Annotated in this window: 23 protein-coding genes; 14 read left to right on the forward strand and 9 right to left on the reverse strand. The window is 71.3% G+C overall.

Features of this window, described 5'->3' with window-relative positions; all coding sequences use genetic code 11:
* Window positions 1–252: 252 nt before the first annotated feature.
* On the forward strand, window positions 253–1,545 hold the full coding sequence (gene aceA / locus ACVCAG_RS38970; RefSeq protein ID WP_440085678.1) for an isocitrate lyase: 1,293 nt from the start codon (window positions 253–255) through the stop codon (window positions 1,543–1,545).
* Window positions 1,546–1,800: 255 nt separating this feature from the next.
* Here the strand turns inward: aceA and mihF are convergent, their stop codons facing one another.
* A complete protein-coding gene (gene mihF, locus ACVCAG_RS38975; protein WP_440085677.1) occupies window positions 1,801–2,109 on the reverse strand; it encodes an integration host factor, actinobacterial type in 309 nt (102 codons plus the stop codon).
* A 163-nt stretch (window positions 2,110–2,272) separates the two neighbouring features.
* Between mihF and ACVCAG_RS38980 the strand changes: the two genes are divergently transcribed.
* Window positions 2,273–2,446, forward strand: a complete 174-nt coding sequence (locus ACVCAG_RS38980) for a hypothetical protein (protein WP_350920360.1) — start codon at window positions 2,273–2,275, stop codon at window positions 2,444–2,446.
* Between the two features lie 376 nt (window positions 2,447–2,822).
* On the forward strand, window positions 2,823–3,110 hold the full coding sequence (locus ACVCAG_RS38985) for an HU family DNA-binding protein (RefSeq protein ID WP_344750228.1): 288 nt from the start codon (window positions 2,823–2,825) through the stop codon (window positions 3,108–3,110).
* A 417-nt stretch (window positions 3,111–3,527) separates the two neighbouring features.
* On the opposite strand, the gene ACVCAG_RS38990 is transcribed toward ACVCAG_RS38985, so the two are convergent.
* The 4 genes from ACVCAG_RS38990 to ACVCAG_RS39005 all read right to left on the reverse strand — a co-directional run bounded on the left by ACVCAG_RS38990 (window position 3,528) and on the right by ACVCAG_RS39005 (window position 8,352).
* Window positions 3,528–4,262 carry a DUF7873 family protein gene (locus ACVCAG_RS38990; RefSeq protein WP_440085676.1) on the reverse strand — a complete coding sequence of 245 codons (735 nt, stop codon included), beginning with the start codon at window positions 4,260–4,262 and terminating at the stop codon, window positions 3,528–3,530.
* Window positions 4,263–4,396: 134 nt separating this feature from the next.
* Window positions 4,397–5,212 carry an ATP-binding cassette domain-containing protein gene (locus tag ACVCAG_RS38995; RefSeq protein WP_440071576.1) on the reverse strand — a complete coding sequence of 272 codons (816 nt, stop codon included), beginning with the start codon at window positions 5,210–5,212 and terminating at the stop codon, window positions 4,397–4,399.
* 84 nt (window positions 5,213–5,296) lie between these two features.
* Window positions 5,297–6,928 (reverse strand): protein kinase domain-containing protein, encoded by a 1,632-nt coding sequence (locus tag ACVCAG_RS39000; protein ID WP_440085840.1) that lies wholly within the window; start codon window positions 6,926–6,928, stop codon window positions 5,297–5,299.
* Window positions 6,929–7,179: 251 nt separating this feature from the next.
* Window positions 7,180–8,352, reverse strand: a complete 1,173-nt coding sequence (locus ACVCAG_RS39005; RefSeq protein ID WP_447191332.1) for an alpha/beta hydrolase — start codon at window positions 8,350–8,352, stop codon at window positions 7,180–7,182.
* 374 nt (window positions 8,353–8,726) lie between these two features.
* On the opposite strand from ACVCAG_RS39005, the gene ACVCAG_RS39010 reads away from it, so the two are divergent.
* From ACVCAG_RS39010 to ACVCAG_RS39030, 5 genes are all read left to right on the forward strand, one after another.
* On the forward strand, window positions 8,727–9,413 hold the full coding sequence (locus tag ACVCAG_RS39010; RefSeq protein ID WP_447191335.1) for an ABC transporter permease: 687 nt from the start codon (window positions 8,727–8,729) through the stop codon (window positions 9,411–9,413).
* A 57-nt stretch (window positions 9,414–9,470) separates the two neighbouring features.
* On the forward strand, window positions 9,471–10,259 hold the full coding sequence (locus ACVCAG_RS39015; RefSeq protein WP_440085673.1) for an ABC-2 family transporter protein: 789 nt from the start codon (window positions 9,471–9,473) through the stop codon (window positions 10,257–10,259).
* Window positions 10,260–10,262: 3 nt separating this feature from the next.
* Window positions 10,263–11,012: an ATP-binding cassette domain-containing protein gene (locus tag ACVCAG_RS39020; protein ID WP_440085672.1), complete on the forward strand. Its 750-nt coding sequence runs from the start codon at window positions 10,263–10,265 to the stop codon at window positions 11,010–11,012.
* A gap of 494 nt (window positions 11,013–11,506) precedes the next feature.
* A complete protein-coding gene (locus tag ACVCAG_RS39025; protein ID WP_440085671.1) occupies window positions 11,507–12,337 on the forward strand; it encodes an MmyB family transcriptional regulator in 831 nt (276 codons plus the stop codon).
* Window positions 12,338–12,348: 11 nt separating this feature from the next.
* Entirely contained in the window at window positions 12,349–13,851 is a 1,503-nt protein-coding gene (locus tag ACVCAG_RS39030) for an ATP-binding protein (RefSeq protein ID WP_440085670.1), read from the forward strand.
* Window positions 13,852–13,914: 63 nt separating this feature from the next.
* On the opposite strand, the gene ACVCAG_RS39035 is transcribed toward ACVCAG_RS39030, so the two are convergent.
* A complete protein-coding gene (locus ACVCAG_RS39035) occupies window positions 13,915–14,391 on the reverse strand; it encodes a hypothetical protein (RefSeq protein ID WP_440085669.1) in 477 nt (158 codons plus the stop codon).
* A 103-nt stretch (window positions 14,392–14,494) separates the two neighbouring features.
* Between ACVCAG_RS39035 and ACVCAG_RS39040 the strand changes: the two genes are divergently transcribed.
* The 3 genes from ACVCAG_RS39040 to ACVCAG_RS39050 all read left to right on the forward strand — a co-directional run bounded on the left by ACVCAG_RS39040 (window position 14,495) and on the right by ACVCAG_RS39050 (window position 17,557).
* Window positions 14,495–15,046 (forward strand): MFS transporter, encoded by a 552-nt coding sequence (locus ACVCAG_RS39040; RefSeq protein WP_440085668.1) that lies wholly within the window; start codon window positions 14,495–14,497, stop codon window positions 15,044–15,046.
* Between the two features lie 49 nt (window positions 15,047–15,095).
* On the forward strand, window positions 15,096–15,833 hold the full coding sequence (locus ACVCAG_RS39045; RefSeq protein WP_440085667.1) for a DUF1775 domain-containing protein: 738 nt from the start codon (window positions 15,096–15,098) through the stop codon (window positions 15,831–15,833).
* 365 nt (window positions 15,834–16,198) lie between these two features.
* Window positions 16,199–17,557: an ABC transporter substrate-binding protein gene (locus ACVCAG_RS39050; RefSeq protein ID WP_447191333.1), complete on the forward strand. Its 1,359-nt coding sequence runs from the start codon at window positions 16,199–16,201 to the stop codon at window positions 17,555–17,557.
* A 278-nt stretch (window positions 17,558–17,835) separates the two neighbouring features.
* Here ACVCAG_RS39050 and ACVCAG_RS39055 read toward each other — a convergent pair whose 3' ends face one another.
* From ACVCAG_RS39055 to ACVCAG_RS39065, 3 genes are all read right to left on the reverse strand, one after another.
* On the reverse strand, window positions 17,836–18,888 hold the full coding sequence (locus ACVCAG_RS39055) for an ABC transporter permease subunit (RefSeq protein WP_440085665.1): 1,053 nt from the start codon (window positions 18,886–18,888) through the stop codon (window positions 17,836–17,838).
* Entirely contained in the window at window positions 18,875–19,933 is a 1,059-nt protein-coding gene (locus tag ACVCAG_RS39060) for an ATP-binding cassette domain-containing protein (protein WP_440085664.1), read from the reverse strand. The genes ACVCAG_RS39055 and ACVCAG_RS39060 overlap by 14 nt, the downstream gene beginning before the upstream one ends.
* Before the next feature lie 297 nt (window positions 19,934–20,230).
* Window positions 20,231–21,424, reverse strand: coding sequence for a LolA family protein (locus ACVCAG_RS39065; RefSeq protein WP_440085663.1), 1,194 nt, complete (start codon window positions 21,422–21,424; stop codon window positions 20,231–20,233).
* Between the two features lie 173 nt (window positions 21,425–21,597).
* On the opposite strand from ACVCAG_RS39065, the gene ACVCAG_RS39070 reads away from it, so the two are divergent.
* The 3 genes from ACVCAG_RS39070 to ACVCAG_RS39080 are packed head-to-tail and all read left to right on the forward strand — an operon-like array spanning window position 21,598 to window position 24,606.
* Window positions 21,598–22,272 carry a response regulator transcription factor gene (locus ACVCAG_RS39070; RefSeq protein WP_362682642.1) on the forward strand — a complete coding sequence of 225 codons (675 nt, stop codon included), beginning with the start codon at window positions 21,598–21,600 and terminating at the stop codon, window positions 22,270–22,272.
* Window positions 22,262–23,902, forward strand: coding sequence for an ATP-binding protein (locus ACVCAG_RS39075; protein ID WP_440085662.1), 1,641 nt, complete (start codon window positions 22,262–22,264; stop codon window positions 23,900–23,902). Before ACVCAG_RS39070 ends, ACVCAG_RS39075 begins: the two co-directional genes overlap by 11 nt.
* Window positions 23,903–23,961: 59 nt before the next feature.
* Window positions 23,962–24,606 carry a TetR family transcriptional regulator gene (locus ACVCAG_RS39080; protein WP_440085661.1) on the forward strand — a complete coding sequence of 215 codons (645 nt, stop codon included), beginning with the start codon at window positions 23,962–23,964 and terminating at the stop codon, window positions 24,604–24,606.
* Window positions 24,607–24,722 lie beyond the last annotated feature (116 nt).

Raw genomic sequence — 24,722 nt, forward strand, 5'->3', positions numbered from 1 at the left:
CCGGCCCGCCGGAGATCTCCGCCACCCCGAAACCGGTGCGCACCCCCGGTGCCGGCCTGCGAACACCTGATCCCCGCACAAGAATTGGTCTAGTCCTTAGAGAAAACTATTAACTTCTTCCCCTCCAAATACCGATGAGTATTGATCCTAGGAGAATAATCTTCATTATTTCGTCCGAGTCGACCTTGTTTGACCGTTTCGCCGAGGCACACACTCGAACTAGGCACCCAGGGGACGAAAAGGAGTCGCATCATGAATGATCGCCTCAAGGGAGCCGCAGACGAGCTGCGGCGCGAGTGGGAGACCAACCCTCGCTGGAAGGGGACGACGCGGACCTACACGGCCGAGGACGTGGTTCGGCTCCGGGGCTCCGTCCAGGAGGAGCACACCCTCGCCCGGCTCGGCGCCGAGCGGCTGTGGGACCTGCTGAACACCGAGGAATACGTGCACGCCCTGGGCGCGCTGACCGGCAACCAGGCCGTGCAGCAGGTCAAGGCCGGGCTCAAGGCCATCTACCTGTCCGGCTGGCAGGTCGCCGCCGACGCCAACCTCGGCGGCCAGACCTACCCCGACCAGAGCCTCTACCCGGCCAACTCGGTCCCGGCCGTCGTGCGGCGCATCAACAACGCGCTGCTCCGCGCCGACCAGATCACCTGGTCGGAGGACGACCGGGACGCGCCGCACTGGCTGGCGCCGATCGTGGCCGACGCCGAGGCCGGCTTCGGCGGCGTGCTGAACGCCTTCGAGCTGATGAAGGGCATGATCGCCGCGGGCGCGGCCGGGGTGCACTGGGAGGACCAGCTCGCCTCGGAGAAGAAGTGCGGCCACCTGGGCGGCAAGGTGCTCATCCCCACCGGCCAGCACATCAAGACCCTCAGCGCCGCCCGCCTCGCCGCGGACGTGCTGGGCGTGCCGACCCTGGTCATCGCGCGGACCGACGCTCAGGCCGCGACCCTGCTGACCACCGACGTCGACCCCCGCGACCAGGCGTTCACCACCGGCGACCGTACCGCGGAGGGCTTCTACCGGGTCCGCAACGGCGTGGACGCCTGTATCGCCCGCGGCCTGGCCTACGCGCCCCACTCCGACCTGCTCTGGATGGAGACCTCCACCCCGGACCTGGACGTGGCCCGCGAGTTCGCCGAGGCCATCAAGGCCGAGCACCCCGACCAGATGCTGTCCTACAACTGCTCGCCCTCGTTCAACTGGAAGAAGCACCTGGACGACTCCACCATCGCCAAGTTCCAGCGCGAGCTCGGCCACATGGGCTACAAGTTCCAGTTCATCACGCTGGCGGGCTTCCACTCACTGAACCACTCGATGTTCGACCTCGCCCGCGGCTACGCCGAGGACGGCATGACCTCCTACGTCGAGCTCCAGGAGGCCGAGTTCGCCTCCGAGGCGCGCGGCTACACCGCCACCCGCCACCAGCGCGAGGTCGGCACCGGATACTTCGACCTGGTCAGCACGGCCATCGCGCCGGACTCCTCCACCACGGCCCTGAAGGGGTCGACGGAGGAGCAGCAGTTCGCAGAGGCTCACTGACTCTCCGGACCGGGCTCGACCGGACGCTCCCAGGGCATGGGACGGTTCCCCGGACGAGCCCGACGGCCAGGTCGAGGGGCCCCGCCGCGCGGATCTCCCCCGAGTCCGCGCGGCGGGGCCTCCCCGCCTCGGCCCCTTCCCGCGCCTCGCGCTCAGCGCACCGGCCACGGCGGCCCCTCCCGTACCCGTTCCCCACGGCCCGCGTCCCCGGGAGCCTCTCCCCCGGGGACGCGGCGGCGGGCGGCGGGCGGCATCTCAGCGGCCGACGGCCTCGATGAGCTTGCGGCGCTGCTGGGTACCGAGGCCTCCCAGACGGCGCGCCTCGTCCACGTCGGCCTGCGCCATCAACTGCGCGGCCTTGACGGTCCCGACTCCGGGCAGGGCCCGCAGAGCCTGCGACACCTTGATGCGCTTGGCGATGTCGTCCTCACGGCCAAGCAGTTGCTCCAGGCTGAGCGCGCCGGTCTTGACCTCGGCGAGAAGCTTGGCGCGAGCTGTACGGATCTCGGCGGCCTTGACCAGGGCGGCCTGACGCTGTTCGGGGGTGAGCTTGGGCAAAGCCATGGTGTTTTCTCCCTGATGACGGTAATTCCAGCGTCCTGCTACCCAAAGCCACCAGGTTAATCATCAGAGGGCATACATATAGATCCACAGCCTCCATGCCGTGTAGCACGATATGCCCGTTTGGTTACCCCGCCCTTACCCGGTTCTCCGTAGCCTCGAGCTCATGGGTATCTGGCGAAGCCCCCAGGGCATCGAGGTTGAGGCGATCGTGGTCCACGACGGCCCCTGTCTGCTGGTCACCCGCCGGATCGACGGGCGGCGGGTCCTGGTGGCGTACTGCATGAACATCCGCGAGGTCGGAGAGCACGTCGACCTGGCCGAACTGGTCCCCGCTTAGCGAGCCCCCGCGTATGCGAACGATCAACAGTGGATCATGTCCGAGTCTTGTTCGGTACGCGTGTCAACTTCCGCGACCTCTGAGGCGTCGAGTAGTCAGGGAGGCTCGATGGATGTTCTGATCGGCCTCGTTGACGAAGATCTCCTTCTGGAGCTCATCCTCGTCGAGGCACTGCACACGGAGGCGGAACGGCTGGCCGCCCAGCCCGACCGCTGAACGAGGCCGGGTGCCCGCCACCCGAAACGGCGGGCACCCGCGCGGCGAGCGCAAGACGGGCGGCCGCGCGAGGACCCGGTCACCGCGGGGACGTCACACCCGCGCGACGAGTGGGGAACGGGGCTCGATTCACCGGGTGGTGATGGCGTTAACTGTTCCCATGAACAAGCGCGAGCTGATCGAGAAGGCCGCCGCCGAGGCCGGGCTCACCCGGAGGCAGACGGCCGCGGCTCTCGACGCGATCCTGGGGACGATCCAGACGGCCGTGGCGGCCGAGGACAAGGTGGCGATTCCCGGATTCGGTTCCTTCGAGATGGTGCACAGGCCCGCGCGGAGCGGGCGCAACCCGCAGACCGGGGAACCGCTGGAGATCGCGGAGACCTGGACGGCGAGGTTCAAGCCCAGCCCGGGGTTCATGGGCCTGATCCGCCAGCGCAAGAAGGACTGACCCCCTCGGCCGGAGACCGGCGGCGGGAAGGCGACGGCCCCCGGGGAAGTATCCATTCCCCGAGGGCCTGGAGTGCCGCCATATCGCGGCACCGGCACGTTTAAGGATCCGGGTCACTCATGATGAGGTCGCACTCTGCCGTTAAGTTATAGACGCACGTGGAGCGTCCAGCGGGACTCGAACCCGCACTCGACCATCGTCGCCCGCATCCGTTCGATCCGGCGCCCGGCGGCGAATGCTGAATCTGGAGCGAGAGCCTGAGCTTGAGCGGTTGCCTCTACCGGTTGGGCTACCCCGGCAGGTGGTGCCGGGGGAGGGATTCGAACCCCCACTGTGGCCGCGTGTCAGTCTGACGGTTTCAGTTTCAGCTTTCGCGCTTTCGCGCATCCCCGCGCTCCGACGGGGAGTCCTGTGATCTTACCCGAGCAGGTAGCCCATCACCTTCTCACCGACGCGCTGGTAGGTGATCTCGGTGCCGTTGGCCTCCTCCCGGGCGAACTTCACCGCGTTCTGGAGCCTGCCGACCCGCTCCAGGAGCTCGTTGACCCGCTTCTGCGGCACGGCCCCGGAGAAGGTGACCTTGGTCCAGAAGCCGACGACGATGTCCTCGTGGTAGACCTCGACCTGGGCGGGGTGCTTGTCGGTGGCCTCCGCCTTGACGTGGTTGCGGGGCACCTTCTTGGTCCGGGTCGTCTTGACCGGCTCGGTCCGCCAGCAGTCGGTCGACTGGTCCAGCGTCCAGGCCTCGGCGGCGTCCAGGACGGGCAGCTTGGCGATGAAGGTGTGCAGGTCGACCAGCTGCTTCTCCAGGAACAGGAGATAGGTGACGGGCACGTCCTCCAGGAGGGTGGAACCGTCGACCTTCACGTCGGCCCGCGCCGAGCAGTTGGCCCAGTCCTTGGTGGCGGTGACGTCGAACAGCCGGGTGAGCGCGGCGCCGACCTGCTTGAGCAGGTCCTCGCCCTGCACCTGGACCCGGGTCGACTCCGGGGGCAGCCGCTCGCCCTCGTCGTCGATGGGCTGGTAGGTCCGCGAGAGGCCCGACAGCAGGGCGTTCTTCTGGATCGTGTGGTAAGCGTCGGTCACCTTGCGCTGGGTGTCGGACTTGACGCCCTTCTCCACGGCGAGGATCTGGTTCAGCTTGGTCGCCATGCGTGACACCGTACCGGGAAGATCACCCGCATAACACCGCTTTTTCCGCAGATAGCCCCGCGTTCCGGTCGCTCCGTCGCCGGCATGGCCCGCCCGCCTCACGGCCGGCCGGCGCCCCGCCCGCCGCGGGACCTTCAGCCGCGCACCGCGCGGGCGGACCAGCGGCCGTCGAGGTGGTCGACGCGCAGCGGACGCCCGAAGCACTCCGACAGGTTCTCCGCGGTCAGGATCTCCGCCACCGGCCCGCCCGCCTGGACACGGGCGTCGCGCATCAGCAGGGCGTGGGTCGTGGTGGCCGGGACCTCCTCCAGGTGGTGGGTGACGGTGACCGTGGTCAGCGCCGGGCGGGTCGCCGCCAGGTCCTCCACCGCGGTGATCAGGTCCTCGCGGGCGGGCAGGTCGAGGCCGGCGAACGGCTCGTCCAGCAGCAGGATCACCGGATCGGCCATCAGCGCCCTGGCGACGCGGACACGGGCCCGCTCACCCTGGGAGCAGACGCGGAAAAGCCGGTCGGCGAGGTCCTTGCAGCCCATGTCGGCCAGCAGGTGGTGGGCACGCTCGTGCTCGGCGGGGCCGTAGCGGTCCCAGAGCGGGGCGCTGGTCCCGGTGTGGCCGGTCAGGACGACGGTGTGCGCGGTGGCGCCCTCCTCCTCCAGCAGCTCCTCGTCGACGAGCCGCTGGCTGGCCGCGACGAGGCCGATGTGGCGGCGCAGCTCCCGCAGGTCGACCCGGCCCAGCCGCTGGCCGAGCACGGTGACGGCCCCCTCGGTGGGATGGCGTACGGCGGCGGCCAGCGAGAGCAGCGTGGTCTTCCCGGCCCCGTTGGGGCCGAGGACCACCCAGTGCTCCCCGTATCCGACCCGCCAGCCGATGCCGTCCAGCAGGGTACGGCCGACCACCCGGACCCCGACGCCGCTCAGTTCCACCGCACCGGCCACAGGCCCGCCCATCGGTATCCCCCTCCGCCTCGATTCGCGGCGCTCACTTTAACCGATGCACCGATATCTCCTTGTAAATCGTCCTAAAAGGATGACTCAGCCCATCTGCATGGAGGGGCCGGGGGTGGGCTGCGGGGTGATGGTCGTCCCCGAGGGGGCCGGGGCGGTGGGTGTCGGGGACGGGCTCTCCCCGTCGCCGGTCTGCGGGATCTGGGTGAAGGAGGGCTTGGGATCGCTCGAGGCCGTCGGGCAGTCCCTGGCCCGGCCCTTGCCCTTGCCCTTGGCGGTCGTGTCCGCGCAGTTCCGCGGGTCGTCGCCGTCGTCCGGCGAGCCGCCCGAGCCACGAGGTCCCCGGGGGCGCTCCGGCAGCGGGTCCTCCCGGCCGTCGTGGCCGTCATGGCCCGCGGTGGGCAGCGAGACGGTCCTGGTGGTGGTGATCTGGACGGTGGAGGGGGTGGTCGGCGCCGGCACCCGCGGCCTGCCGGTGGGCGGGCGGGTGCCGGCGCCGAAGACGGAGGCGGAGGGCGTGCCGTCGGCGGGAAGGACCAGCGGAACGGGCTCGGGAACGCCGGGGTCGCCGACGGGACCGGGCCCGCCGCCACCGGTCGCGGCGGCCACGGTGACCGCCGCCATGGAGACCGTGGCCAGCGCCGCGAACCCGGCCTGCGACAGGTGCGCCCCCTTACGCGGCCCGGCCCTGCGGGACCCCCTGCCGGGGATCCTCACCGGTACCGAGGGCTCGTCGTGGAGCGACGAGGGCGACGAGGGCAGGGACGACGAGTACGGCGAGGGTGGCGAAGGTGCTGCCGCGAGCCGGACCCTCCCGGCTCCCGGGGTGCAGGGCACCGGCGTCCAGATCGCCGCCAGCACCTCGGCGACCGCCTCGCGCAGGTCCCACGGGTCGCCCACGCCGCCCGCGGCGAGCAGCGCGCCGAGCAGGTCGGCGGCCCTGGGCCGCTCGGCGGGGTTCTTGGCCAGGGACGCCTCGACCGCCGGGCGCAGCAGCGCGGGCACCGAGGCCACCCTCGGCGGCTCGACCAGGATGCGCCGGGTCAGCACGTCCGCCTCCCCCGCGCCGAAGGGGTGGTGGCCGGCGGCCGCGTAGGCGATCAGGCAGCCCCAGGCGAAGACGTCGGAGGCGGGCAGCGCGAGCCCGCCGGTGAGCCGCTCGGGGGCGACCCAGCCGGGGCTGCCCATGACCTGTCCCGCCTGCGTGTGGGCGGCGAGCACGTCGACGTCCCTGGCGATACCGAAGTCGATCACCCGGGGGCCGGTGTCGGACAAAAGCACGTTGCCGGGTTTGAGGTCGCGGTGGACCAGCCCCGCCTCGTGCACCGCCACCAGCGCGGCGGCCACCCCCAGGGCGACGCCGTACGCCAGGTCGGGGGTGAGGGGGCCGTGCGCGGAGACCACCTGGGACAGCGCGGGGCCCGGGACGTACTCCGACACCAGGTAGGGACGGTCCTTGTCGGTGCCGTCCTCGATCACCGCGGCGGTGCAGAAAGGCACCACTCTCCGGGAGAATCGCACTTCTTCGGCGAAACGGGCGCGGAGCGTGGCATCGTTGAGATGCATCGGGTGCGGCGTCTTGAGTGCCACCACCCCACCCTGCGGGTGTTCGGCCAGGTAGACGATGCCCATCCCACCTACTCCGAGGCGGCCGAGCAGAAGGTAGCGGCCGATGATGACCGGGTCCCCGACGGTCAGCGGCCGCACACCGGTCGGCATGCCGTTCACGGGACCTGCTCCCCCACGTGCCATCCTCGTTGAGCCTCTCGTGCGCGGGCTACGGCAAGCACACTGTGGCGGGATTCGAGCGTCCTTCGCTCCCGACCGGTCAGAAGGGATATGAGAGGTAAGGCGAATGATCCCCCGGGGTAAGGAATCCGTGGTGTACGGGATGCCCCTGGGACGGGGCGGGACGGTGTGACCAGCGGCAAGGGCGCGCGCCGGCTCTCGGGCGCACGCCCGGGAACGCCTCAGGCGGCGGTGGAGGCGGAGCGCGCGGACGGGTTCCGCGGAGCCGGGGCGGAGGTCTCCTCGGGGGAGGCGACCGGCTGGGCGAGACCGGGGACGGCGAGGCCCGGCAGGAGAAGGTCCGGGACGGGCAGGTCCGACACGGAAAGGTCCGAGGCCGAGAGGTCGGGCACCTCCAGGGCGGCCGGAGCGCGGCTCCCCTTCGAGGTGGCGTGGCCGGGCATGAGGTCCTGGGTCGCGACGAGGAAGCGGGCGATGTGCGGGTACACCTCGCGGGCCTCGGGGACGACGTCGGCGAGGATGGCGAAGACGTGCGGCATGCGGGGCCACTCCTCGTACATGACCGGCACCCCCGCGGCACGGGCCCGCTCGGCCACCCGGCGGCCCTCGTCGCGCAGGACCTCGGTGGAGCCCGTGACGATCATCAGCGGGGGCAGGCCGGTGTAGTCGCCGAGGACCGGGGAGAGCAGGGGGTCCTGGGGGTCGAGCCCCGCGGTCCAGCGGCGGGCGAGCCAGTCGACACGGCCGGCCGGGATCATCGGGTCGAGCAGCCGGTTGACCCTGCGGGGCGCGCCGGTCAGGTCCGCCCACGGGGACAGGCACACGGCGGCGGCCGGCAGCGGCATGTCCTGGTCACGGAGCGCCAGAAGGGCGGCCAGGGTGAGGTGACCCCCGGCGGAGTCCCCGCCGAAGACGACGTCGCCGGGGCCGTAGCCGTGCTCCAGGAGACATCGGTAGGCGGCGATCGCGTCCTCGAGGGCCTCGGCCGGCCGGTGGACGGGGCCCTGGCGGTAGTCGACCGCCAGCACCGGGCGCCGGGTCGCGGCCGACAGACGCCAGGTGATCGGCCGGTGGGTCGCCGGGGAGCAGGAGAAGTAGCCTCCGCCGTGGAAGTAGAGCAGCACCTTGCCCTCGTCGAGTTCCTCCCCCGCGCGGATCCACTCCCCCGGGCACGCCCCCGCCTCGTCGGGGGTCACGCGCACGTGGACGGGCAGGCGAAACGGCACCCTGCCGGCCAGCGCGACGATGCGGGAGGCCGCGGCGAAGCCGACGTCGTTCCTCAGCAGCAGGTCGGAGATGGGCTTGAACGTGCCGCGCATGATCGCGTTGAGGGTCGCGGCCTGCCAGCTGAAGGGGTAGACCGGACTGACATCCATATCGATCTCGTCGCGCATGGGGGACCTCCAAAAAAGGACATTCCCCTCAGAATGGTCTTTTATCGGCGATTGAACATATCGGAGAGATTACAACTAAGTATCACGCATGTATACATCACTCTCAAGACACGCCCGCACACCGAACGTCACCATCCCTCCAAACCCGGAAACAGACCACATCGACGACCGGTCCCGCCGCGCCCCGCCCCCGCGCGCCACCGAAAATCCATTGCCTCCCCTCGAAGCGCCAAGGAGGATAGGAGGGTTGTCCTGACACCCTCCAGGAGGCAGCCTTCCTGCTCTACGCGCGCATCGCCGGGTACGGCTTCCGCCGCCACTCCACCTACCGCGCCGCCGCCGTCGCCGGAGCATTCACCAACACCGTCTTCGGCATCCTCCGCGCCTACGTCCTGATCGCCCTCTGGCAGGCCCGTCCCGGTCTCGCCGGGTACGACCTCGCCGACGCCGTGACCTTCTGCTTCCTCAGCCAGGCCTTCATCGGCCCCATGCAGGTCTTCGGCGGCGGCCTGGAGCTCTCCGAACGCGTGCGCAGCGGGGACGTGGCCCTCGACCTGCTCCGCCCCGCGTCCCTGCAGATGTGGAATCTCGCCGACGACCTCGGCCGGGCCTGCTACCTCTTCCTCGGCCGCAGCCTGCCGCCCACGGTCGTCGGCGCCGCCCTGTTCGGCCTCGTCGTACCGGGCGACCCGCTGACCTGGCTGTCCTTCATGGCCGGCCTCATCCTCGGGATAATCGTCAGCTTCGCCCTGCGCTACCTGGTCGCGCTGTCCGCCTGCTGGATCATCGACGACCGGGGGGTGCACACCATCTCGCTGGTGATGACCTTCTTCTTCAGCGGCATGGTCCTGCCCCTCAACCTCTTCCCCGGCTGGCTCGGCACCCTCGCCGAGGCACTCCCCTGGTCGGCCATGGTCCAGGTCCCCGCCGACCTCTACCTCGGCAAGCGCGACGCCCTCGAGGCCCTGGGGTTCCAGGCCATGTGGGCGGTGGCGCTGCTGGCCCTGGGAGCCCTGGTCACGAACGCGGCCCGCAGGAAGGTCGTGATCCAGGGTGGGTGACGACAACGGCCGGGACCCCCGGGACCACGCATGGGAGACGGCCGGGGGAGGCGCCCGATGGTGAGGACGTACCTCCTGCTGGCCTGGACCTGGCTGAGGGCCTCCGCACAGTACCCGGGACCGCTGATCATGATGACGCTGGGCTCGTTCGCGGTCAACGCGCTGGACGTGGCGGCGATCTGGGTGATCTTCGAGCACACCGGATCGCTCGGCGGCTTCACCCTGGCCGAGGTGATGTTCCTGTACGGTACCGCCGGCCTGTCCTTCGCACTGGCCGACATGCTCTTCGGCAACGTCGACCGGCTCAGCCAGCACATCAGAAGCGGCAGCTTCGACACCATGCTGATCCGCCCGGCGAGCGCGTTCACGCAGATGGCCGTCGACCGCTTCGGGGTGCACCGCTTCGGCAGACTGGCCCAGGCGGCCGTCGTGCTCGCCGTCGCCCTGCCCCAGCTCGGCCTCAGCTGGGGCAGGGCCTGGATGATCCCGCTGATGGTCGTGTGCGGGCTCGTCATCTTCACCTCGGTCTTCGCCCTCGGCGGGGCCGTGCAGTTCCTGCTGACCGACGCGCCCGAGGTGGCCAACGCCTTCACCTACGGAGGCGGCACCCTCACCCAGTACCCCCTGAGCGTCTACGGCTCCGAACTCGTCAAGGGCGTCACCTTCGTCGTGCCGCTGGCGTTCGTGAACTGGCAGCCCGCGCTGTTCGTGCTCGACCGCGACGATCCCCTCGGCCTGCCGTACTGGCTCCGCTTCGCCTCGCCCCTGGCGGCCGTCCTGCTGGCCGCCGTCGCCGCCCTCGCCTGGCGGGCGGGCATCCGCCGCTACCGCTCGACGGGAAGTTGACACATGATCGAACTCGACCGGGTCGGCCGCTCGTTCACCGTGGGCCGCCGCAGGGCCAGGAAGACCGTGCACGCCGTACGGGACCTGTCGTTCACCGTGGAGGCCGGGGAGTTCGTCGGCTACCTCGGCCCCAACGGCGCGGGCAAGTCCACCACGATCAAGATGCTCACCGGCATCCTGGCGCCGACCTCGGGCAGCATCCGGGTCGCCGGGCTCGATCCGACCCGCCGCCGCGTGGCCCTGGCGCGCAGGATCGGGGTGGTGTTCGGCCAGCGCACGACCCTGTGGTGGGATCTTCCGCTGCGGGACAGTTTCGAGCTGATCCGGCACCTTTACAAAGTAGATCAGCCGGATTTCCGGCGGAGGCTGGCCGAGCTGACCGAGATCCTCGGCCTCGCCCCCTTCATGGCCACCCCGGTCCGCCAGCTCAGCCTCGGCCAGCGCATGCGCGGCGACATCACCGCCGCCCTCCTGCACGACCCCGCCGTGCTGGTGCTCGACGAGCCCACGATCGGCCTGGACGTGGTGAGCAAGGCCGCCATGCGCGACTTCCTGCGGCATCTCAACGCCGACCGGGGCACCACCGTCCTGCTCACCACCCACGACATGGGCGACATCGAGAAGCTCTGCCACCGCGTGATGCTGATCGACCACGGCAGCCTGGCCTTCGACGGCACCCTCGACGACCTGCGCGCCACCGCCCCCGAGGGGGATTCCATCGAGGAGGTGGTCACCCGCCTCTACTCCGGCTGACCGCCGGACGTCCGGGGGCGGCACCCCGGGGCGCGTCACCGCGAGCGGCCGGGGCCGGGGCCGGGGCCGGACGGAGCGAACGACCTTGTACGCCACCCGCCGGCAGAAGGTCAAGATGCCCACCCGACAATCTCTGGCGAAGCAAGAGTGACGTTAATCACATTTCCATGATCCCGATGGCGTGGGGCCATCCTTCACTCGCGCTTGGAACCCTCTTGACCCCCCGGCTCCCCTCCATGCGAAAACCCGCTTTCCGGTGACCGTTTCCCGTCGCCCTTTACCACTGGAATCCCCCGCGCGTAGCCGCAAATGGCATCGGAGGGACAAAGGTAAAACGCGATCGGACAAGGCTCGACGATCATCGGCCCGGAGGGGGAAACGATCGGAAAGAAACCTTAGAAAAAGCTCCCACCAGGGCGTTCGTCAAGACTGGGGAGCGTTCGTGGGAGTAATACTGCCACCTTGTCAAATGGGTTCTGACATACCGTAACGCTATGGACAGCGACAATCTCCTGGGTGAGTTCCTGCGCGCTCGGCGTGAACTCACCACCCCCGAACAGGTGGGGCTCCTGCCTGCCGGTTCCCGGCGCACACCGGGGCTGCGCCGGGAAGAGGTGGCGATGCTGGCCGGAGTCAGCACCGACTACTACATTCGCTTGGAGCAGGGACGGGAACGTCACCCGTCCGAGCGAGTGCTCGGCGCCCTCATGCAGGTCCTCGACCTCACCGCCGACGCCGCGGCTCACATGCACCAGCTGGCGCACCCCGGGCCGCGGCGGTCCAGAACCGCCGACCAGCCGGCCCAGGTCAAACCGGCACTGGTACGGCTGATACGGAGCTGGCCCTACACCCCGGCGATCGTGACCAGCCGCTGGATGGACGTGCTGGCCTCGAACCAGATGGCCGACGCGCTCTACGACGGGCTGGACCACCGGGACAACCTGCTCCGGCTGATCTTCCTGAACCCCGCCTCCCGCCGGTTCTACCGCGACTGGGAGGAGTCCGCCCGCTCCAAGGTGGCCCAGCTGCGCGCCATCGCGGGCGCGGACCTCGACGATCCCTGCCTGACCGAGCTGGTCGGCGAACTCTCGCTCAAGAGCACGGACTTCCGGCGGATGTGGGCGCGCCACGAGGTCTCCGGCGAGAACGTCGCGACCAAACGCTTCCGCCATCATGACGTCGGCGACCTGACGCTCACGTACGAGGTGTTCAACATCAACGGCTCTTCCGGCCAGAAACTGATCGTCTTCCAGGCCGAGCCCGGAAGCCCTTCCGCGCACGCCCTGAACCTGCTGGGCAGCCTCTCGGCGCTGACGTCACCATGAGGGGGCGGCGCATGCGCTCGATCCAAGCGCGCTACACGATCATCACGACGATGCTGTTGCTGGTCATCCTCGCCCTGGTGGGAACGAGCATCGACATGGCGATCCGCTACCGGATCCAGGAGGACGGCTTCGGCAACGCCGAGCGGGTCGCCAGCCAGTGGAGCGCGCTGGTGCGGATCGGCAACATCCCCGACCCGATCCCCGCCACCGCCCCGGTCGACCTCGTCCAGCTGGTGAACGCCCACGGCGTGGTCGTCAACTCCAGCAGGCAGGCCACGGGCCTGCCGCCGATCAGCACGAGCCGCCCCCCCGCCGACGACCGGTTCCAGCAGCTGACCGAGGGATCCGTCATGGTCATGGCCATCCGGGTCTCTCCGGCGGCCGACTCCCCGGTGGTCTACGCGGGCCTCGAGGAGCCCGCCATCCTGCACGAGCACCACCTGGAGTACTTCATCGCCGCGGGCGTTCTCATCCTCCTGGCCCTCGCGGCCTGGATGACCTGGTGCGTCGTGGGGCGGACGCTACGCCCGGTGGCGGCGATCCGCGCGCGGATGTCCGAGATCACGGTGAGCGACCTGAGCCTGCGGGTGCCCATCCCCTCGGGCGAGGACGAGATCGCGCTGCTCGCCCGCACCGCCAACCAGACCCTGGCCCGCCTGGAGGAGGCCGTGGAGCAGCAGCGCCGTTTCGCCTCCACCGCCTCCCACGAGCTTAGGACCCCGATCGCGGGCCTGCGCGTGCAGTTGGAGGAGGCCCTGCTCTACCCCGACGACGTCGATCCGCGCGACACCATCCGGAGCGCGCTGACGGCCAGCGGCCGGCTCGAGGCGATCGTCAACGACCTGCTGCAACTGGCCCGGCTGCGCGCCCCCGAACCGGCGCCGAAGGAGCTGATCGATCTCGGCGCCCTCGTGACGGAGGAGGCGGCCCAGGGCACCGGTATGCCCGTACGGGTCCAGGTGACCGCCCGCGTAACGGTCCGGGGCTCCCGGATCCAGCTGATCCGGGTGGTGAACAACCTGCTGAGCAACGCGCGGCGGCACGCCGACAGCCGCGTCGAGGTCTCCGTCGGCTTCGCGGACGGCAAGGCCGTCGTGGCCGTGGTCGACGACGGCGCGGGCATCGCGCCGGCCGACCGCGAGCGCGTCTTCGAACGCTTCACCCGCCTGGACGACGGACGTCTGCGCGACTCCGGCGGCAGCGGGCTCGGCCTCGCCATCTCCCGCGACATCGCCCACGCCCACGAGGGAACCCTGCTGATCGAGGACTCGCCGCGAGGGGCCCGGTTCGTCCTCCGGCTCCCCCTGGAGGAGGCGCAGCCGCTCGGGGCCGACCCGGAGGGCCGGCACGCCGGCGTGGGGAAGGCCGCCCCGCCCTCCGGGAGGGCGAGCGGTAGGGAGCCTGCCCGCGAGGAGGCCGCTCGCAAGGAGAAGACCCCCCGGGATGAGGGGGACCGCGAGGAGGACACCGGCGCGGAGGGCTCGGTCAGCTCGGCCGGTCACCGCCGGCGGTGACCGGGGGGACGGCGCGGGCCCTGCGGACGCGCGGCGACGGGTGCGGCCCCGGCGATCCAGGGCTCAGCGGTAACCCTGTGCGTCGGACTCCTCGTACTCCTCCTCGTCGCCCCGGAACCGCGGCGCCCAGCGGGAGGGCATCAGCACCGGCAGGAACAGCAGGATGCCGAGGAGCGCGTAGACGCCGGTGGTCAGCAGCAGGCCCATGCCACGACCGGCCTGCAGGAGCACCTCGTGGAAGGTCGGATCGTCGGGGACCAGGCCCATGGCTCGCCTGACGTCCAGGGCGTAGACCACGGTCCAGGCGAGCAGGACCATCGACGGGACGAAGGTCGCCAGCGGGGAGACGCGACCGGCGACCACCAGGCCGACCAGGAGACCGATCCCGGCCATCACCCCGAGGGCGACCCAGGTCTTCGAACCGCTCTCCGCGGGGAGGGGCACCAGACTCGCCCCCGCCTCCTGCACGGCCCAGCCCGCGCCGAAGAGAAGCACGGCTGTCACGACCAGCCCGACAAGCACCCCAACGACGTGCCGCATCGCCACCACCTCGGCTCGAAGGACCGGTCACGGTCGCGGCAACCATAGCGACAAAAACTCCAGAACGGCAGACATCCCAGGGCGTGAGAACATATGGGGCACCATGCGCGCCCGCCTCCCGTTACGCCTCATGCGCGCGGCCACCTTCTCGGCCGTCTGCCTGGCACTCGCCGTCCTCGGCCACGTGGCCGCGGGCGGTTCCTGGCCGCGGCCGTGGGTGGTGGCCGCGGCGGGAGCGGCGGTCATGGCGACGGCCGTGCTGCTCGCCGGGCGTGAGCGGTCGATGATGACGATCAACGCCGGGCTCGCCACCCTGCAGCTGTCGCTGCACGAGCTGTTCGCGCTCGGTGGCGTCGCGGGGATACCGCCCCCGCATCCACACGTCAGGGGGCTGGGTGAGAGCCTCGGCATGCTCGTCGCGCACCTCACCGCGACCTTGATCACCGGATGGTGGCTGGCCCGCGGCGAGAGCGCCCTGTGGGTGCTGCTCCGCTCGGCCGGCCGCCGCCTCGGCGCCATGTTCCCGCGGCTGCGGTCCGCCGCCGCCGTCGCCCGCCCGCCGGGTCCCGCGTACGTCCCGGCCGCGCCCGTTCCCGCGCGCGCCGTCCTCCGTCACTCCGTCAGCCGGCGCGGTCCTCCGCTTCCCGCCGCCTGACCCGACCCCGGAAAACCCGAAATCCCGACATCCCGAAGTGGAGAACCCCGTGTCGCTCACGCACGCCTGCCGCCGTCTGGCCGCCGTCACCGCCGGTGCCGCCGCCATCACCCTCGGTCTCGCCCTTCCCGCCCTCGCGCACGTCACCATCAATCCCGGCAGCGCCCAGCAGGGCGGCTTCACCAAGGTCGCCTTCCGGGTCCCGAACGAGCGCGACGACGCCTCGACGACCAAGCTGGAGGTGACCTTCCCCACCGACCACCCGCTGGCCTTCGTCTCGGTCAAGCCGGTGCCGGGCTGGGACGTCAAGGTGGTCGAGGGCAAGCTGCCCAAGCCGATCACCACCGAGTACGGCGAGCTCACCGAGGCGGTCACGAAGGTCACCTGGTCGGGCGGGAAGATCGATCCCGGCCAGTTCCAGGAATTCGAGGTGTCCATGGGCGCGCTGCCCACCGACACCGACCAGCTCGTCTTCCCCGCCACCCAGACCTACAGCGGCGGCGAGGTCGTCAAGTGGGCGGACGAGCCCAAGGCCGACGGCTCCGAGCCCGAGCGCCCGGCCCCGACGTTGAAGCTCACCCCCGCCCCCGCCGGGGGAGACGGCCACGGCGCCTCCGCCACCCCCTCGGCCACGGCCCCGGCGGCGTCGGCGCCGTCGGTGGCCCCCGTCGCCGCCTCGGAGAGCTCGGACGGCACCGCCCGCCTGCTCGGCGGGGCCGGGCTGGTGCTCGGGCTCGCCGGGCTCGTGGTCGCGGCGTTCGGCCTGCGCCGGGGCCGCGCCTCCTGATCGCCTCCTGATCGCCTTCCGACCGTCTTCCGGTCTCCTTCCGAGCGCGCGGGGCGGCCCCGGGGAACCTCCTTTCCCGGGGCCGCCCCGCGTTTTCCGTCACCGGCCGCCCGCCTCGCGGGAGGGTGCCGCGTCACGCACCTCCCGGTCTTTCACGGCGGCGCCGGCCCGTCACCGTGCCGTAAAACGGGGCGGCGGGCCGCACGTTTCGGAAATGTTTGCAGCTCAGGGCAGCGTTCTACCGTTATGCCCGTCACATCACCTCCCTTATGCCGGCCCATCGCCTCCCCCTCCCGCGGCACAGCCTGTTCCGTCGGCCGAAGCCGCCGGGCAACGTTCTCCCGCCCCTCATGGAGGTCCTCGTCATGCGGCACAGCACGCGCGCCACAGCGCTCGCCGCGCTCTCCATCGTCCTGCTCGCCCTGGCGGCCTGCGGCGTGCCGCCCCACCACCCCTCGCAGTCTCCGCCACCCGAGATCAGAGCCGCCGACATCGAGAGGGCCCTGCGGACCGAGACCACGCTGACGTTCTGGTCGTGGGTGCCCAACCTCCGAAGGACGGTGGCGCTGTTCCAGCGGAAGTACCCCAAGGTCAAGATCAATCTGGTCAACGCCGGCCGATCCAGAGGCGAGTACGCCAGGCTCCGGATGGCGCTGAAGACCGGCATCGGCATTCCCGACGTGGCGCAGATCGAGTACTTCGCGCTGCCCCGCTTCGCGTTCTCCGGAGTCGTGACCGATCTCAACCCTTACGGCGCCGAAGAACTGGTGAAGGAGTTCAGTCCCTCGGCCTGGGACCAGGTGGACCTCAACGGCAGCGTCTACGCGATCCCCCAGGACACCGGCCCGATGACCATGATCTACCGAAAGGACGTCTTCGATCGGCTCGGCCTGACGCCGCCGAAAACCTGGGGGGAGTTCGTGACGGTCGCCGAGAAGATCAGGAAGAAGGACCCCCGCGTCTTCGTCACCAGCGTCGACCCGACCGACTCCGGCATCACCGACAGCCTGATCTGGCAGGCGGGCGGGCGGCCGTTCGGCATCGAGAACGCCATGACCCTCCGGATCGACCTGCAGGACAGAGGGACCAGGCGGTGGGCGAGGCTGTGGACCGGACTGACGCGGAAAAAGCTCGTCGAACCTGCCGTGACCTGGAGCGACGCGTGGTGGAAGAACATGGCGAGCGGCAGGTACGCGCTGTGGATAACGGGCGCCTGGGCACCCGGCGTCATCGAGGGCGCGATCCCGCAGACCAAAGGCCAGTGGCGCGCCGCGCCCATCCCGCGCTGGGACGCCGGGAAACCGGTCAACGCGGAGAACGGCGGCTCCGGCGTGTCCGTGCTCTCGACGAGCAAGCACCGGCTCGCCGCCTTCGGGTTCGCCCGGTGGCTGAACTCCGATCCCGAGGCTGTCAGGTCGCTGAACACCGTCTCCGGGGTGTTCCCCGCGACGACCGGCCTGCTGAGGAACAAGAGGTTCCTCGACGTCGAGATCCCGATCCTGGGGGGTCAGCGGGCCAACAGGCTGTTCAGCAAGGGCTCCACGCAGGTGGCGAAGGGCTGGCAGTACCTGCCGTTCCAGCTCTACGCCAACAGTCTCTTCGGCGACAGCGTGGGACGGTCGCTCTCGAACGCCACCGACCTCGACATCGGCCTGAGGGCCTGGCAGCTGCAGCTCAGCGCCTACGCGCGGCGGCAGGGCTTCGAGGTCTCCACCGGAAAATGAGTTTCCCGTCACCTCTTTCCCGGTCTTTCCCTGTCTTTCCCTGTCTTTCCCGACCGGAGACGGCGCGAGAAGCAGGGGCGGCGGTCCGGAACCCCGGCGTCGCGCGATTCCGGACCGCAGGGCACGGAAAGCCGGCCGTTCCGCTCCCCGGACCCGGCACTCCCTCCGCATGACTCGGCGCGACCTCCCGCACGGCCTCCGGACGCCCGCGCCTCAGGGGACGCGGGGACCGGCGAAGGACGAGATCCGGGACAGGACGGAGAAGGCGTGCGGTGGGGTCAGGCGGTGATGTCCTTGCCGGTGAAGCGCGCCCAGGCGATGGAGCCGAAGACGGTGACGTAGGCGGCGAAGACCAGCAGCCCCTGCCCCATCTCGCCGGTCGCGACCGGATCCCGCAGGACCCCGTCGAAGCCGTTCCACCAGTCGGTGAGCAGGTACGGCCGGATCACCGACAGCTGAGGGATGACTCCCAGCACCTGGGCCACGATGACGACGACCACGGTCGAGGCGATGGCCCCGACGGACACCTCGGTCAGGGTCGACAGGGCCAGCGCGATGGCGGCCAGCGCGGCCATGCCCGCGGTGACGTACAGCACGACGACGCCGATTCGCAGCACGCCGTCGAGGAAGGGGATCGTCCCTCCCGACAGCAGCGTGATCGGGCCGGCGGGGAACAGCAGCAGGCCGGTGAGCAGCGCGGACAGCGCCACGGCGGTGACGGCGGCCAGACAGAAGAAGATCACGCCGACGTACTTGACGGCCAGCAGGCGGGTCCGGCCGGCCGGGGCCGCGAGCAGGTAGCGCAACGTGCCGATGCCCGCCTCCCCGGCGATCGAGTCTCCGGCGACGACGGCGACGGTGACCGGCAGCAGCAACTGCACCAGGACCGAGAGCGCGGCGAAGGTGAGGAACAGCCCGTTGCCGGTGACCCGCTCGAAGATCGCCGACCCGCCACCGGGCCCACCGGGCCCGTCGCCCATGGATCCGCTGAAGGTCAGCAGCGTGATCCCGATCAGCGCCGGGATCACGGCGAGCACCGCGAGCATGGCGAGGTTCCTCGGCCGCCGGAAGATCAGGCCGACCTCCGAGCCGAGCAGCCGCAGCCACGCCCGGGGGGCGCCCACCGCCCGCCCGGCGGGGGCCGGGCCCCCGGAGACGTGCCCGCCCGCGAGGCCCGTTCCCGGCGTAAGGGCCGTTTCCGGGGTAAGGGCCGTTTCCGGGGTAAGGGCCGTTTCCGGCGCGAGGCCCGCCCCCGTGGCGGGCTCCCCGCCGGGAGTGGTGCGTGTGGCGTTCTCGGTGGACACGGCTTCCTTCCCGCTAACCGTCGACATCGAATCCCTCCCCGGTCAGGCCCACGAACATGTCCTCAAGGCTGGGCCGCTGGACGGCCAGGCCGCGGACGGCGACGCCGCCTGCGACCAGGGCGGCGCACACCCGCTCCGGCGCGTCGGTGCCCAGCGCGGCGCTGACGTCGCCGTCGCCGAGACGGATCTCCGGCAGGCCGAGCCCGGCCAGCACGGCCGCCGCCTCGACGGTGTCGGGGGTCTCCACCCGGATCCTGACCGTCTCCCCCGCGCGCAGTTCGGCGATGGATCCCTGGGCGACGAGCCGCCCGGTCCGCATGACGGCGATGTGGGAGCACATCTGCTCCACCTCGGCCAGCAGGTGGGAGGAGACGAACACCGTCGTCCCCTCGGCGGCGATCTCCTTGACCAGGCCGCGCACCTCGCGGGTGCCCTGCGGGTCCAGGCCGTTGGTCGGCTCGTCGAGGATCAGCAGCTCCCTCGGGCCGAGCAGCGCGGCGGCGATGGCCAGCCGCTGGCGCATGCCGAGCGAGTAGGCCCGGTAGCGCTTGCGGGCCGCGGCGGCCAGGCCCACCCGCTCCAGCGCGTACCCGATCCTGGCCGAGACGGTGCGCGGGTCGGCCGAGGGGTCGGCGGCGTCGTAGCGGCGCAGGTTGGTCTCGCCCGACAGGTAGGGGTAGAAGGCCGGCCCCTCGACCAGGGCACCCACCCTGGGCAGCACGCCGCCCGCCCCGCCGGGCATCGGCGTGCCGAGCAGTCGCCAGTCCCCGGCCGTCGGGGTCACCAGGCCGAGCAGCATGCGGATCGTGGTGGTCTTGCCCGAGCCGTTGGGACCGAGGAAGCCGAACACCGACCCGCCGGGGACGGCCAGGTCGAGGGTGTCCACGGCCACCTGGCCGCCTCCGAAGCGCTTGGTCAGCCCGCTGGTGACGATGGCGAACTCCCCGCCGGAGGGGCTCGGGACCGGTCTCTCGCCGGTCAGCACGGCGCTCCCTCCCGCCGGGTCCTCCCGGACCTCGCCGGCCGGGTTCTCCCCGCTCCCGCTGTTCCTCACGTTCTGGACGATCGGCACTTCTTCTCCACTGCTCGTCGGTTCCGGGACGGCCGCGCGGCCGTCCCGGTCAGGGTTCGTGCCCTGGACGTTCACGAGCGCCCCCGAGCACCCATGAAGCGGCTGATACGTCGTATGCGCTGATTTCCGGAACGTCGTACGCGGCCCGGACGGCGTCCCCGATTCACGCCACCGGACCCTGGCCGTGGACCCTGGCCGTGGACCCTGGCCGTGGACCCTGGCCGTGGACCCTGGCCGTGGACCCTGGCCGTGGACCCTGACGCCCCGTGCGGGGACGTCAGGGTCCCGGCGCCGGGCTCACTTCTGACCGGCCGCCTCGGACAGCTTCTCCGGGGTGACGGCGCCGACCAGCAGGCGGCCGTCGTCGGTCAGCAGCGCGGAGACCAGCTTGGTCTGGATGACCTTGCCACTGCCCCACGTGCCGCTGATCGGCTTGGCCGACTTCAGCAGGGTGTCGGTGATCGCAGCGGCGTCCTGTCCCGCGCCCTGCCCCGCGGGTCCCTCACCCCGGGGCGCCGAGGCCAGCTTCGCCATCTCCGAGGCGGGGATCACCGCGACCGTGGTCCAGCCCGTACCGACGGTCCTGGCCTTCTCCCTGATCTCCTCGCCCTGCCTGAGCTTCTCGCCCTGCCGCGCGCCTCGCTTCTCGGCGAGTTCGCCGATCGACGCCTCCTCGATCTTGGCCCCCGCGGGCGGGGTGAAGGTGAAGTTCTCCGCGGCGGGCGGGGTGAAGGTGACCGAGGTGAAGCCGACCTCGAAGGCGGGCTCGGCCGCGCTCCTGGCGTACACCTGGATCCGCAGCGGGACGAAGGTCTCCCCGTCCAGCGCCAGCTTGACCTCCTTGACCAGGGACGAGGCGTCCTTGGGCGCGAGGACGAGCTGGTAGGCCGCGCGGTCGGCGACCTTCTCGGTGTTGGTCACGCTGACCACGGTGTCGGCGCCGATCCGCCCCAGCAGCTCCTGGGCGAGCTGCTGCGGTGTGGCCGCCGTGGGCAGCGCCCTGTGCGCGTCGACGGCACCGGGCTTCCCTTCTCCGAGGCCCTCGGCGCCTCCCGCCTTGACGCGGGTGGCCTTGTTGACGTCGCTCTGCCACAGCCATACCTGGTCACCGTTGGCGATCAGGTCGGTCTCGCTCATCCGCCCGGGGAGGGCGAAGCGGAACCTGTCCTCCCCGCCGTACCAGACCTTGAGCTCGTGCGAGCCCGCCAGCAGGGCGGCGGGCGAGGATCCCCCCATGCCCGGCACGCCGGGCAGTGCGGGCAGCCCGAGCGAGGCGGTCTGCATGACGGTGCCCGACATGGGCTTCAGCCCGCTCCGGCTCGCCTGGGCGGCGCTCGCCAGCAGTTGCTCCGCGGTGCGCTCGGGCAGCGTGGGATCCCCCTGTACGGCGGCGATGACCGGTCCGGCTCCGATGGCTCCGGCGACCAGCGCGATCGCGGCGGCCGGCACGGCCCACCTCACCGCGCGGCCCCGTCTCGCTTGCTCAGACATCTCATTCCTCCACGGTATGCCGTCAATCCCTGTCGACAGCAGACTGCGTGACAGGTCCTGTGCCGAAGCTGAGACAGACTGAGAGTGCTCACAGGCTTCTCAGCCGCCTCTCAGGCGGGGTGGTCGAGGATGGGCACGTCCAGGTGGCGGCGGGTGGCGAAAGGGGCGTTCACATGCGGGTTCTCGTCGTGGAGGACGAGCGGAGGATGGCGGCCGCCCTGCAGCGCGGCCTGCAGGCCGAGGGGTTCGCGGTCGACCTCGCGCACGACGGGGAGGACGGCCTGCACCAGGCCAGGCACGGCGAGTACGACGTCGTGGTCCTGGACATCATGCTGCCCAGGATCTCCGGCTACAACGTCTGCAAGCAGCTGCGGGCCGAGGAGAACTGGGTGCCGATCCTGATGCTGTCGGCCAAGGACGGCGAGTACGACATGGCCGACGGGCTCGACCTCGGCGCCGACGACTACCTGACCAAGCCGTTCTCGTACGTGGTGCTGGTGGCCAGGCTGAGGGCGTTGCTGAGGCGCGGGGCGAACCGGCGCCCGTCCGTGCTGAGGGCCGGGGACCTGGCGCTCGACCCGGCGCGGCGGCGGGTCACCAGGGGCGAGACGCCGATCGAGCTGACGCCCAGGGAGTTCGCGCTGCTGGAGTTCCTGATCCGCCACCACGACGAGGTGGTCTCCAAGACGGAGATCCTGGAGCACGTCTGGGACACCTTCGACACCGACCCCAACGTGGTCGAGGTCTACGTCGGCTACCTGCGACGCAAGATCGACGTGCCGTTCTCCCGGAACGCGCTGCAGACGGTGCGGGGAGCGGGATACCGGCTGGCCGGCGATGGCGGCTGATCCGGCCTCCCCGGCCCGCAGGGACCCCCGTGCCCGCCAGGACCGGCCCGCCGCCGGAGCGGACGCGGGACGCCCCGCCGGCACGGCCTCCCCGGCCGGCGCGGTCGCGCACGGGGGAGGGCGCGCGGTCGGCCGGTGGCGGCGCAAGAGCCTGCGCTTCCGGCTGACGGCGGTCGCCTCGGCCGTGCTGGCGGTGGCGCTGGTGGTCTCGGCCTACGTGATGATCACCGTGCTCGGCAACGCGCTGCTGGCCACCATCGACGACTCGATCTACCAGCGGGCCAGGGACACGGTCTCGCTGGCCGACGCGGGACGGCTGCCCGACGAGATGACCTCGCCTGACGGCACGCTCCTGCAGGTGATCGACGGCACGGGACGGATCACCCACACGACCACCGGCACCGACAGGCTGGTACCGCTGCTGGGCGCCGGGGAGCGGGCGGCGGCCATCGGCATGGGCGAGGCGCGCTTCCTGGACGGGAAGCCGTACGGCATCCCGCACATGCTCCGAGTCCGGGTGCTCAGCGCCGACCGGGGGCAGACGGTGATCGCGGCGCGCCCCTTCAGCGAGGTGCAGACCAGCATCTCCACGGCCGGGCACGTGCTGATCGTCGGCACGCCGCTGCTGCTGATCCTGCTCGCGGGAGCCAGCTGGGTGATCATCGGCCGGACCCTGCGGCCGATCGCGGCGCTGCGCCGGGGCGCGGACGAGATCACCGACACCGCCCGCTCGCGCCGCCTGCCGGTGCCCGAGGCGCGCGACGAGGTGCACAGCCTGGCCACGACGCTGAACGCGATGCTGGCCCGGCTGGAGAAGGCCGGTGTCCGGCAGCGGGCCCTGGTCTCGGACGCGGCGCACGAGCTGCGCAGCCCGCTGGCGAGCATCCGGCTCCAGCTGGAGGTGGCGCTCGGCCACCCCGAGGGGCAGGACTGGCGGGAGACGGCGGAGGGCGTGCTGGAGGACACCATGCGCCTGTCCAGGCTGGCCGAGGACCTGCTCTCGCTGGCCCGGCTGGACGAGCGCGGCGGCACGCCCGCGCGGGGGGAGCCGGTGGAGCTGGACCAGCTGGTCGCGCAGACCGTCGAGCGGTACGGCGAGGCCGTCACGGTGCGGATCGCGGGCGAACCGGAGAGGGAACCGGGGAACGCACCCGGCGCGGCCGGCGACAGGCCGGAAAGCGGACCCCGAACGGCAGGCGCACCGAGGAACGGACCCGGCAGGGCCGACGGACCAAGGAACGGACCGGGGAGCGCACCCGGCGCGGCCGACGGGCCGGGGAGCGGGCCGGTCAGGGTCACCGGGGACGCGCTGGACCTGAGCCGGGTGCTGGTCAACCTGGTCGACAACGCGCTGCGGCACACCTCCGCCCCCGTGGTGGTCGAGCTGCGGGCCGAGGGAGCCGACGCCGTGCTGACCGTCACCGACGACGGGCCGGGCATCCCCGAGGCCGACCGGGAGCGGGTGTTCGACCGGTTCACCCGGCTGGACAGCGCGCGCAGCCGCGACGAGGGCGGAGCCGGGCTGGGCCTGGCCATCGTGCGCGAGACGGTCCACGCCCACGGCGGCGCCGTCCACCTGGAGGACGCCTCCCCGGGCCTCCGGGCGGTCGTACGGCTTCCGCTATCTTGACCGAGGCTTGTGAGTCATCCGCTTGGCCGGGCGGTCGATCGGGACCTAGCGTCACACTCATGACTTCCGTTGACGGCAGCCGGCGGGAGCTCATCCTGCGGGTCGCCACCGGCCTGTTCGCCGCGCTGGGGTACGACAGCACGTCCGCGAGCCAGGTCGCCGAGGCCGCCGGGCTGAGCGTCGAGGCCCTCGGCGAGGAGTTCGACGGCAAGCGTGAGCTCTACCTGGAGATCATGGAGCGCGGGTACCGGGCCGAGCGGGCGTCCCTGGTGCGGGCGCTGGAGGGGATGCCCGCGACGACCCCCGAGCAGACGGCGGTGGTGATCCACCGGATCGTCGACCACTACCTCGACTTCTGCCTCGCCCATCCCGAGTTCCCCTCCCTCTGGATGCACCGGTGGCTCGCGGACGCCGGTGACGTCACCGAGCTGGAACGGAGATACGTCCAGCCGCAGATCGACCTCGTCTCCAGCGTGATCGATCCCGCGGTGGAGGCCGGGCACGTGGACGCCGACGTCGACATGAAGTACGCCTTCTGGTCGGTGGTGTGGTGCGTGCACGGCTTCTGCCAGGGCGGGGTGCTGGGCCGGGAGGGCAACCGCCAGGACGCTGAGGATCCCGCCGTTCTACGGCGGTTCCGCACCCACCTGCACCGGATGGTCCACCGCGTCGCCGCCCTGCCCGGCTCCCCGCCCCCGCCCTGACCTCCGCCCGGCTCCCCGCCTCCATCCCGGCCTCCATCCCGGCCTCCGCCCGGTTTCCCGGCTCCGTCGCGTATGCCGGGCCGGTGCGCGCCACCGGATCTCCGTACGGCACGATT

The sequence above is a fragment of the Streptosporangium sp. G12 genome, assembly GCF_052983175.1.

Bases quoted from the DNA above. Each gene is read 5' to 3' on its own strand.
- ACVCAG_RS38980 (WP_350920360.1), top strand. From the start codon at position 2,273: ATGGGTATCTGGCGAAGCCCCCAGGGCATCGAGGTTGAGGCGATCGTG.
- aceA (WP_440085678.1), top strand. From the start codon at position 253: ATGAATGATCGCCTCAAGGGAGCCGCAGACGAGCTGCGGCGCGAGTGG.
- ACVCAG_RS39055 (WP_440085665.1), bottom strand. From the start codon at position 18,888: ATGTCGACGGTTAGCGGGAAGGAAGCCGTGTCCACCGAGAACGCCACA.
- ACVCAG_RS39050 (WP_447191333.1), top strand. From the start codon at position 16,199: ATGCGGCACAGCACGCGCGCCACAGCGCTCGCCGCGCTCTCCATCGTC.
- mihF (WP_440085677.1), bottom strand. From the start codon at position 2,109: ATGGCTTTGCCCAAGCTCACCCCCGAACAGCGTCAGGCCGCCCTGGTC.
- ACVCAG_RS38995 (WP_440071576.1), bottom strand. From the start codon at position 5,212: ATGGGCGGGCCTGTGGCCGGTGCGGTGGAACTGAGCGGCGTCGGGGTC.
- ACVCAG_RS39035 (WP_440085669.1), bottom strand. From the start codon at position 14,391: ATGCGGCACGTCGTTGGGGTGCTTGTCGGGCTGGTCGTGACAGCCGTG.
- ACVCAG_RS39070 (WP_362682642.1), top strand. From the start codon at position 21,598: ATGCGGGTTCTCGTCGTGGAGGACGAGCGGAGGATGGCGGCCGCCCTG.
- ACVCAG_RS39000 (WP_440085840.1), bottom strand. From the start codon at position 6,928: ATGCCGACCGGTGTGCGGCCGCTGACCGTCGGGGACCCGGTCATCATC.
- ACVCAG_RS38990 (WP_440085676.1), bottom strand. From the start codon at position 4,262: ATGGCGACCAAGCTGAACCAGATCCTCGCCGTGGAGAAGGGCGTCAAG.
- ACVCAG_RS39025 (WP_440085671.1), top strand. From the start codon at position 11,507: ATGGACAGCGACAATCTCCTGGGTGAGTTCCTGCGCGCTCGGCGTGAA.
- ACVCAG_RS39020 (WP_440085672.1), top strand. From the start codon at position 10,263: ATGATCGAACTCGACCGGGTCGGCCGCTCGTTCACCGTGGGCCGCCGC.
- ACVCAG_RS39030 (WP_440085670.1), top strand. From the start codon at position 12,349: ATGCGCTCGATCCAAGCGCGCTACACGATCATCACGACGATGCTGTTG.
- ACVCAG_RS39040 (WP_440085668.1), top strand. From the start codon at position 14,495: ATGCGCGCCCGCCTCCCGTTACGCCTCATGCGCGCGGCCACCTTCTCG.
- ACVCAG_RS39015 (WP_440085673.1), top strand. From the start codon at position 9,471: ATGGTGAGGACGTACCTCCTGCTGGCCTGGACCTGGCTGAGGGCCTCC.
- ACVCAG_RS39005 (WP_447191332.1), bottom strand. From the start codon at position 8,352: ATGCGCGACGAGATCGATATGGATGTCAGTCCGGTCTACCCCTTCAGC.
- ACVCAG_RS39080 (WP_440085661.1), top strand. From the start codon at position 23,962: ATGACTTCCGTTGACGGCAGCCGGCGGGAGCTCATCCTGCGGGTCGCC.
- ACVCAG_RS39075 (WP_440085662.1), top strand. From the start codon at position 22,262: ATGGCGGCTGATCCGGCCTCCCCGGCCCGCAGGGACCCCCGTGCCCGC.
- ACVCAG_RS39065 (WP_440085663.1), bottom strand. From the start codon at position 21,424: ATGTCTGAGCAAGCGAGACGGGGCCGCGCGGTGAGGTGGGCCGTGCCG.
- ACVCAG_RS38985 (WP_344750228.1), top strand. From the start codon at position 2,823: ATGAACAAGCGCGAGCTGATCGAGAAGGCCGCCGCCGAGGCCGGGCTC.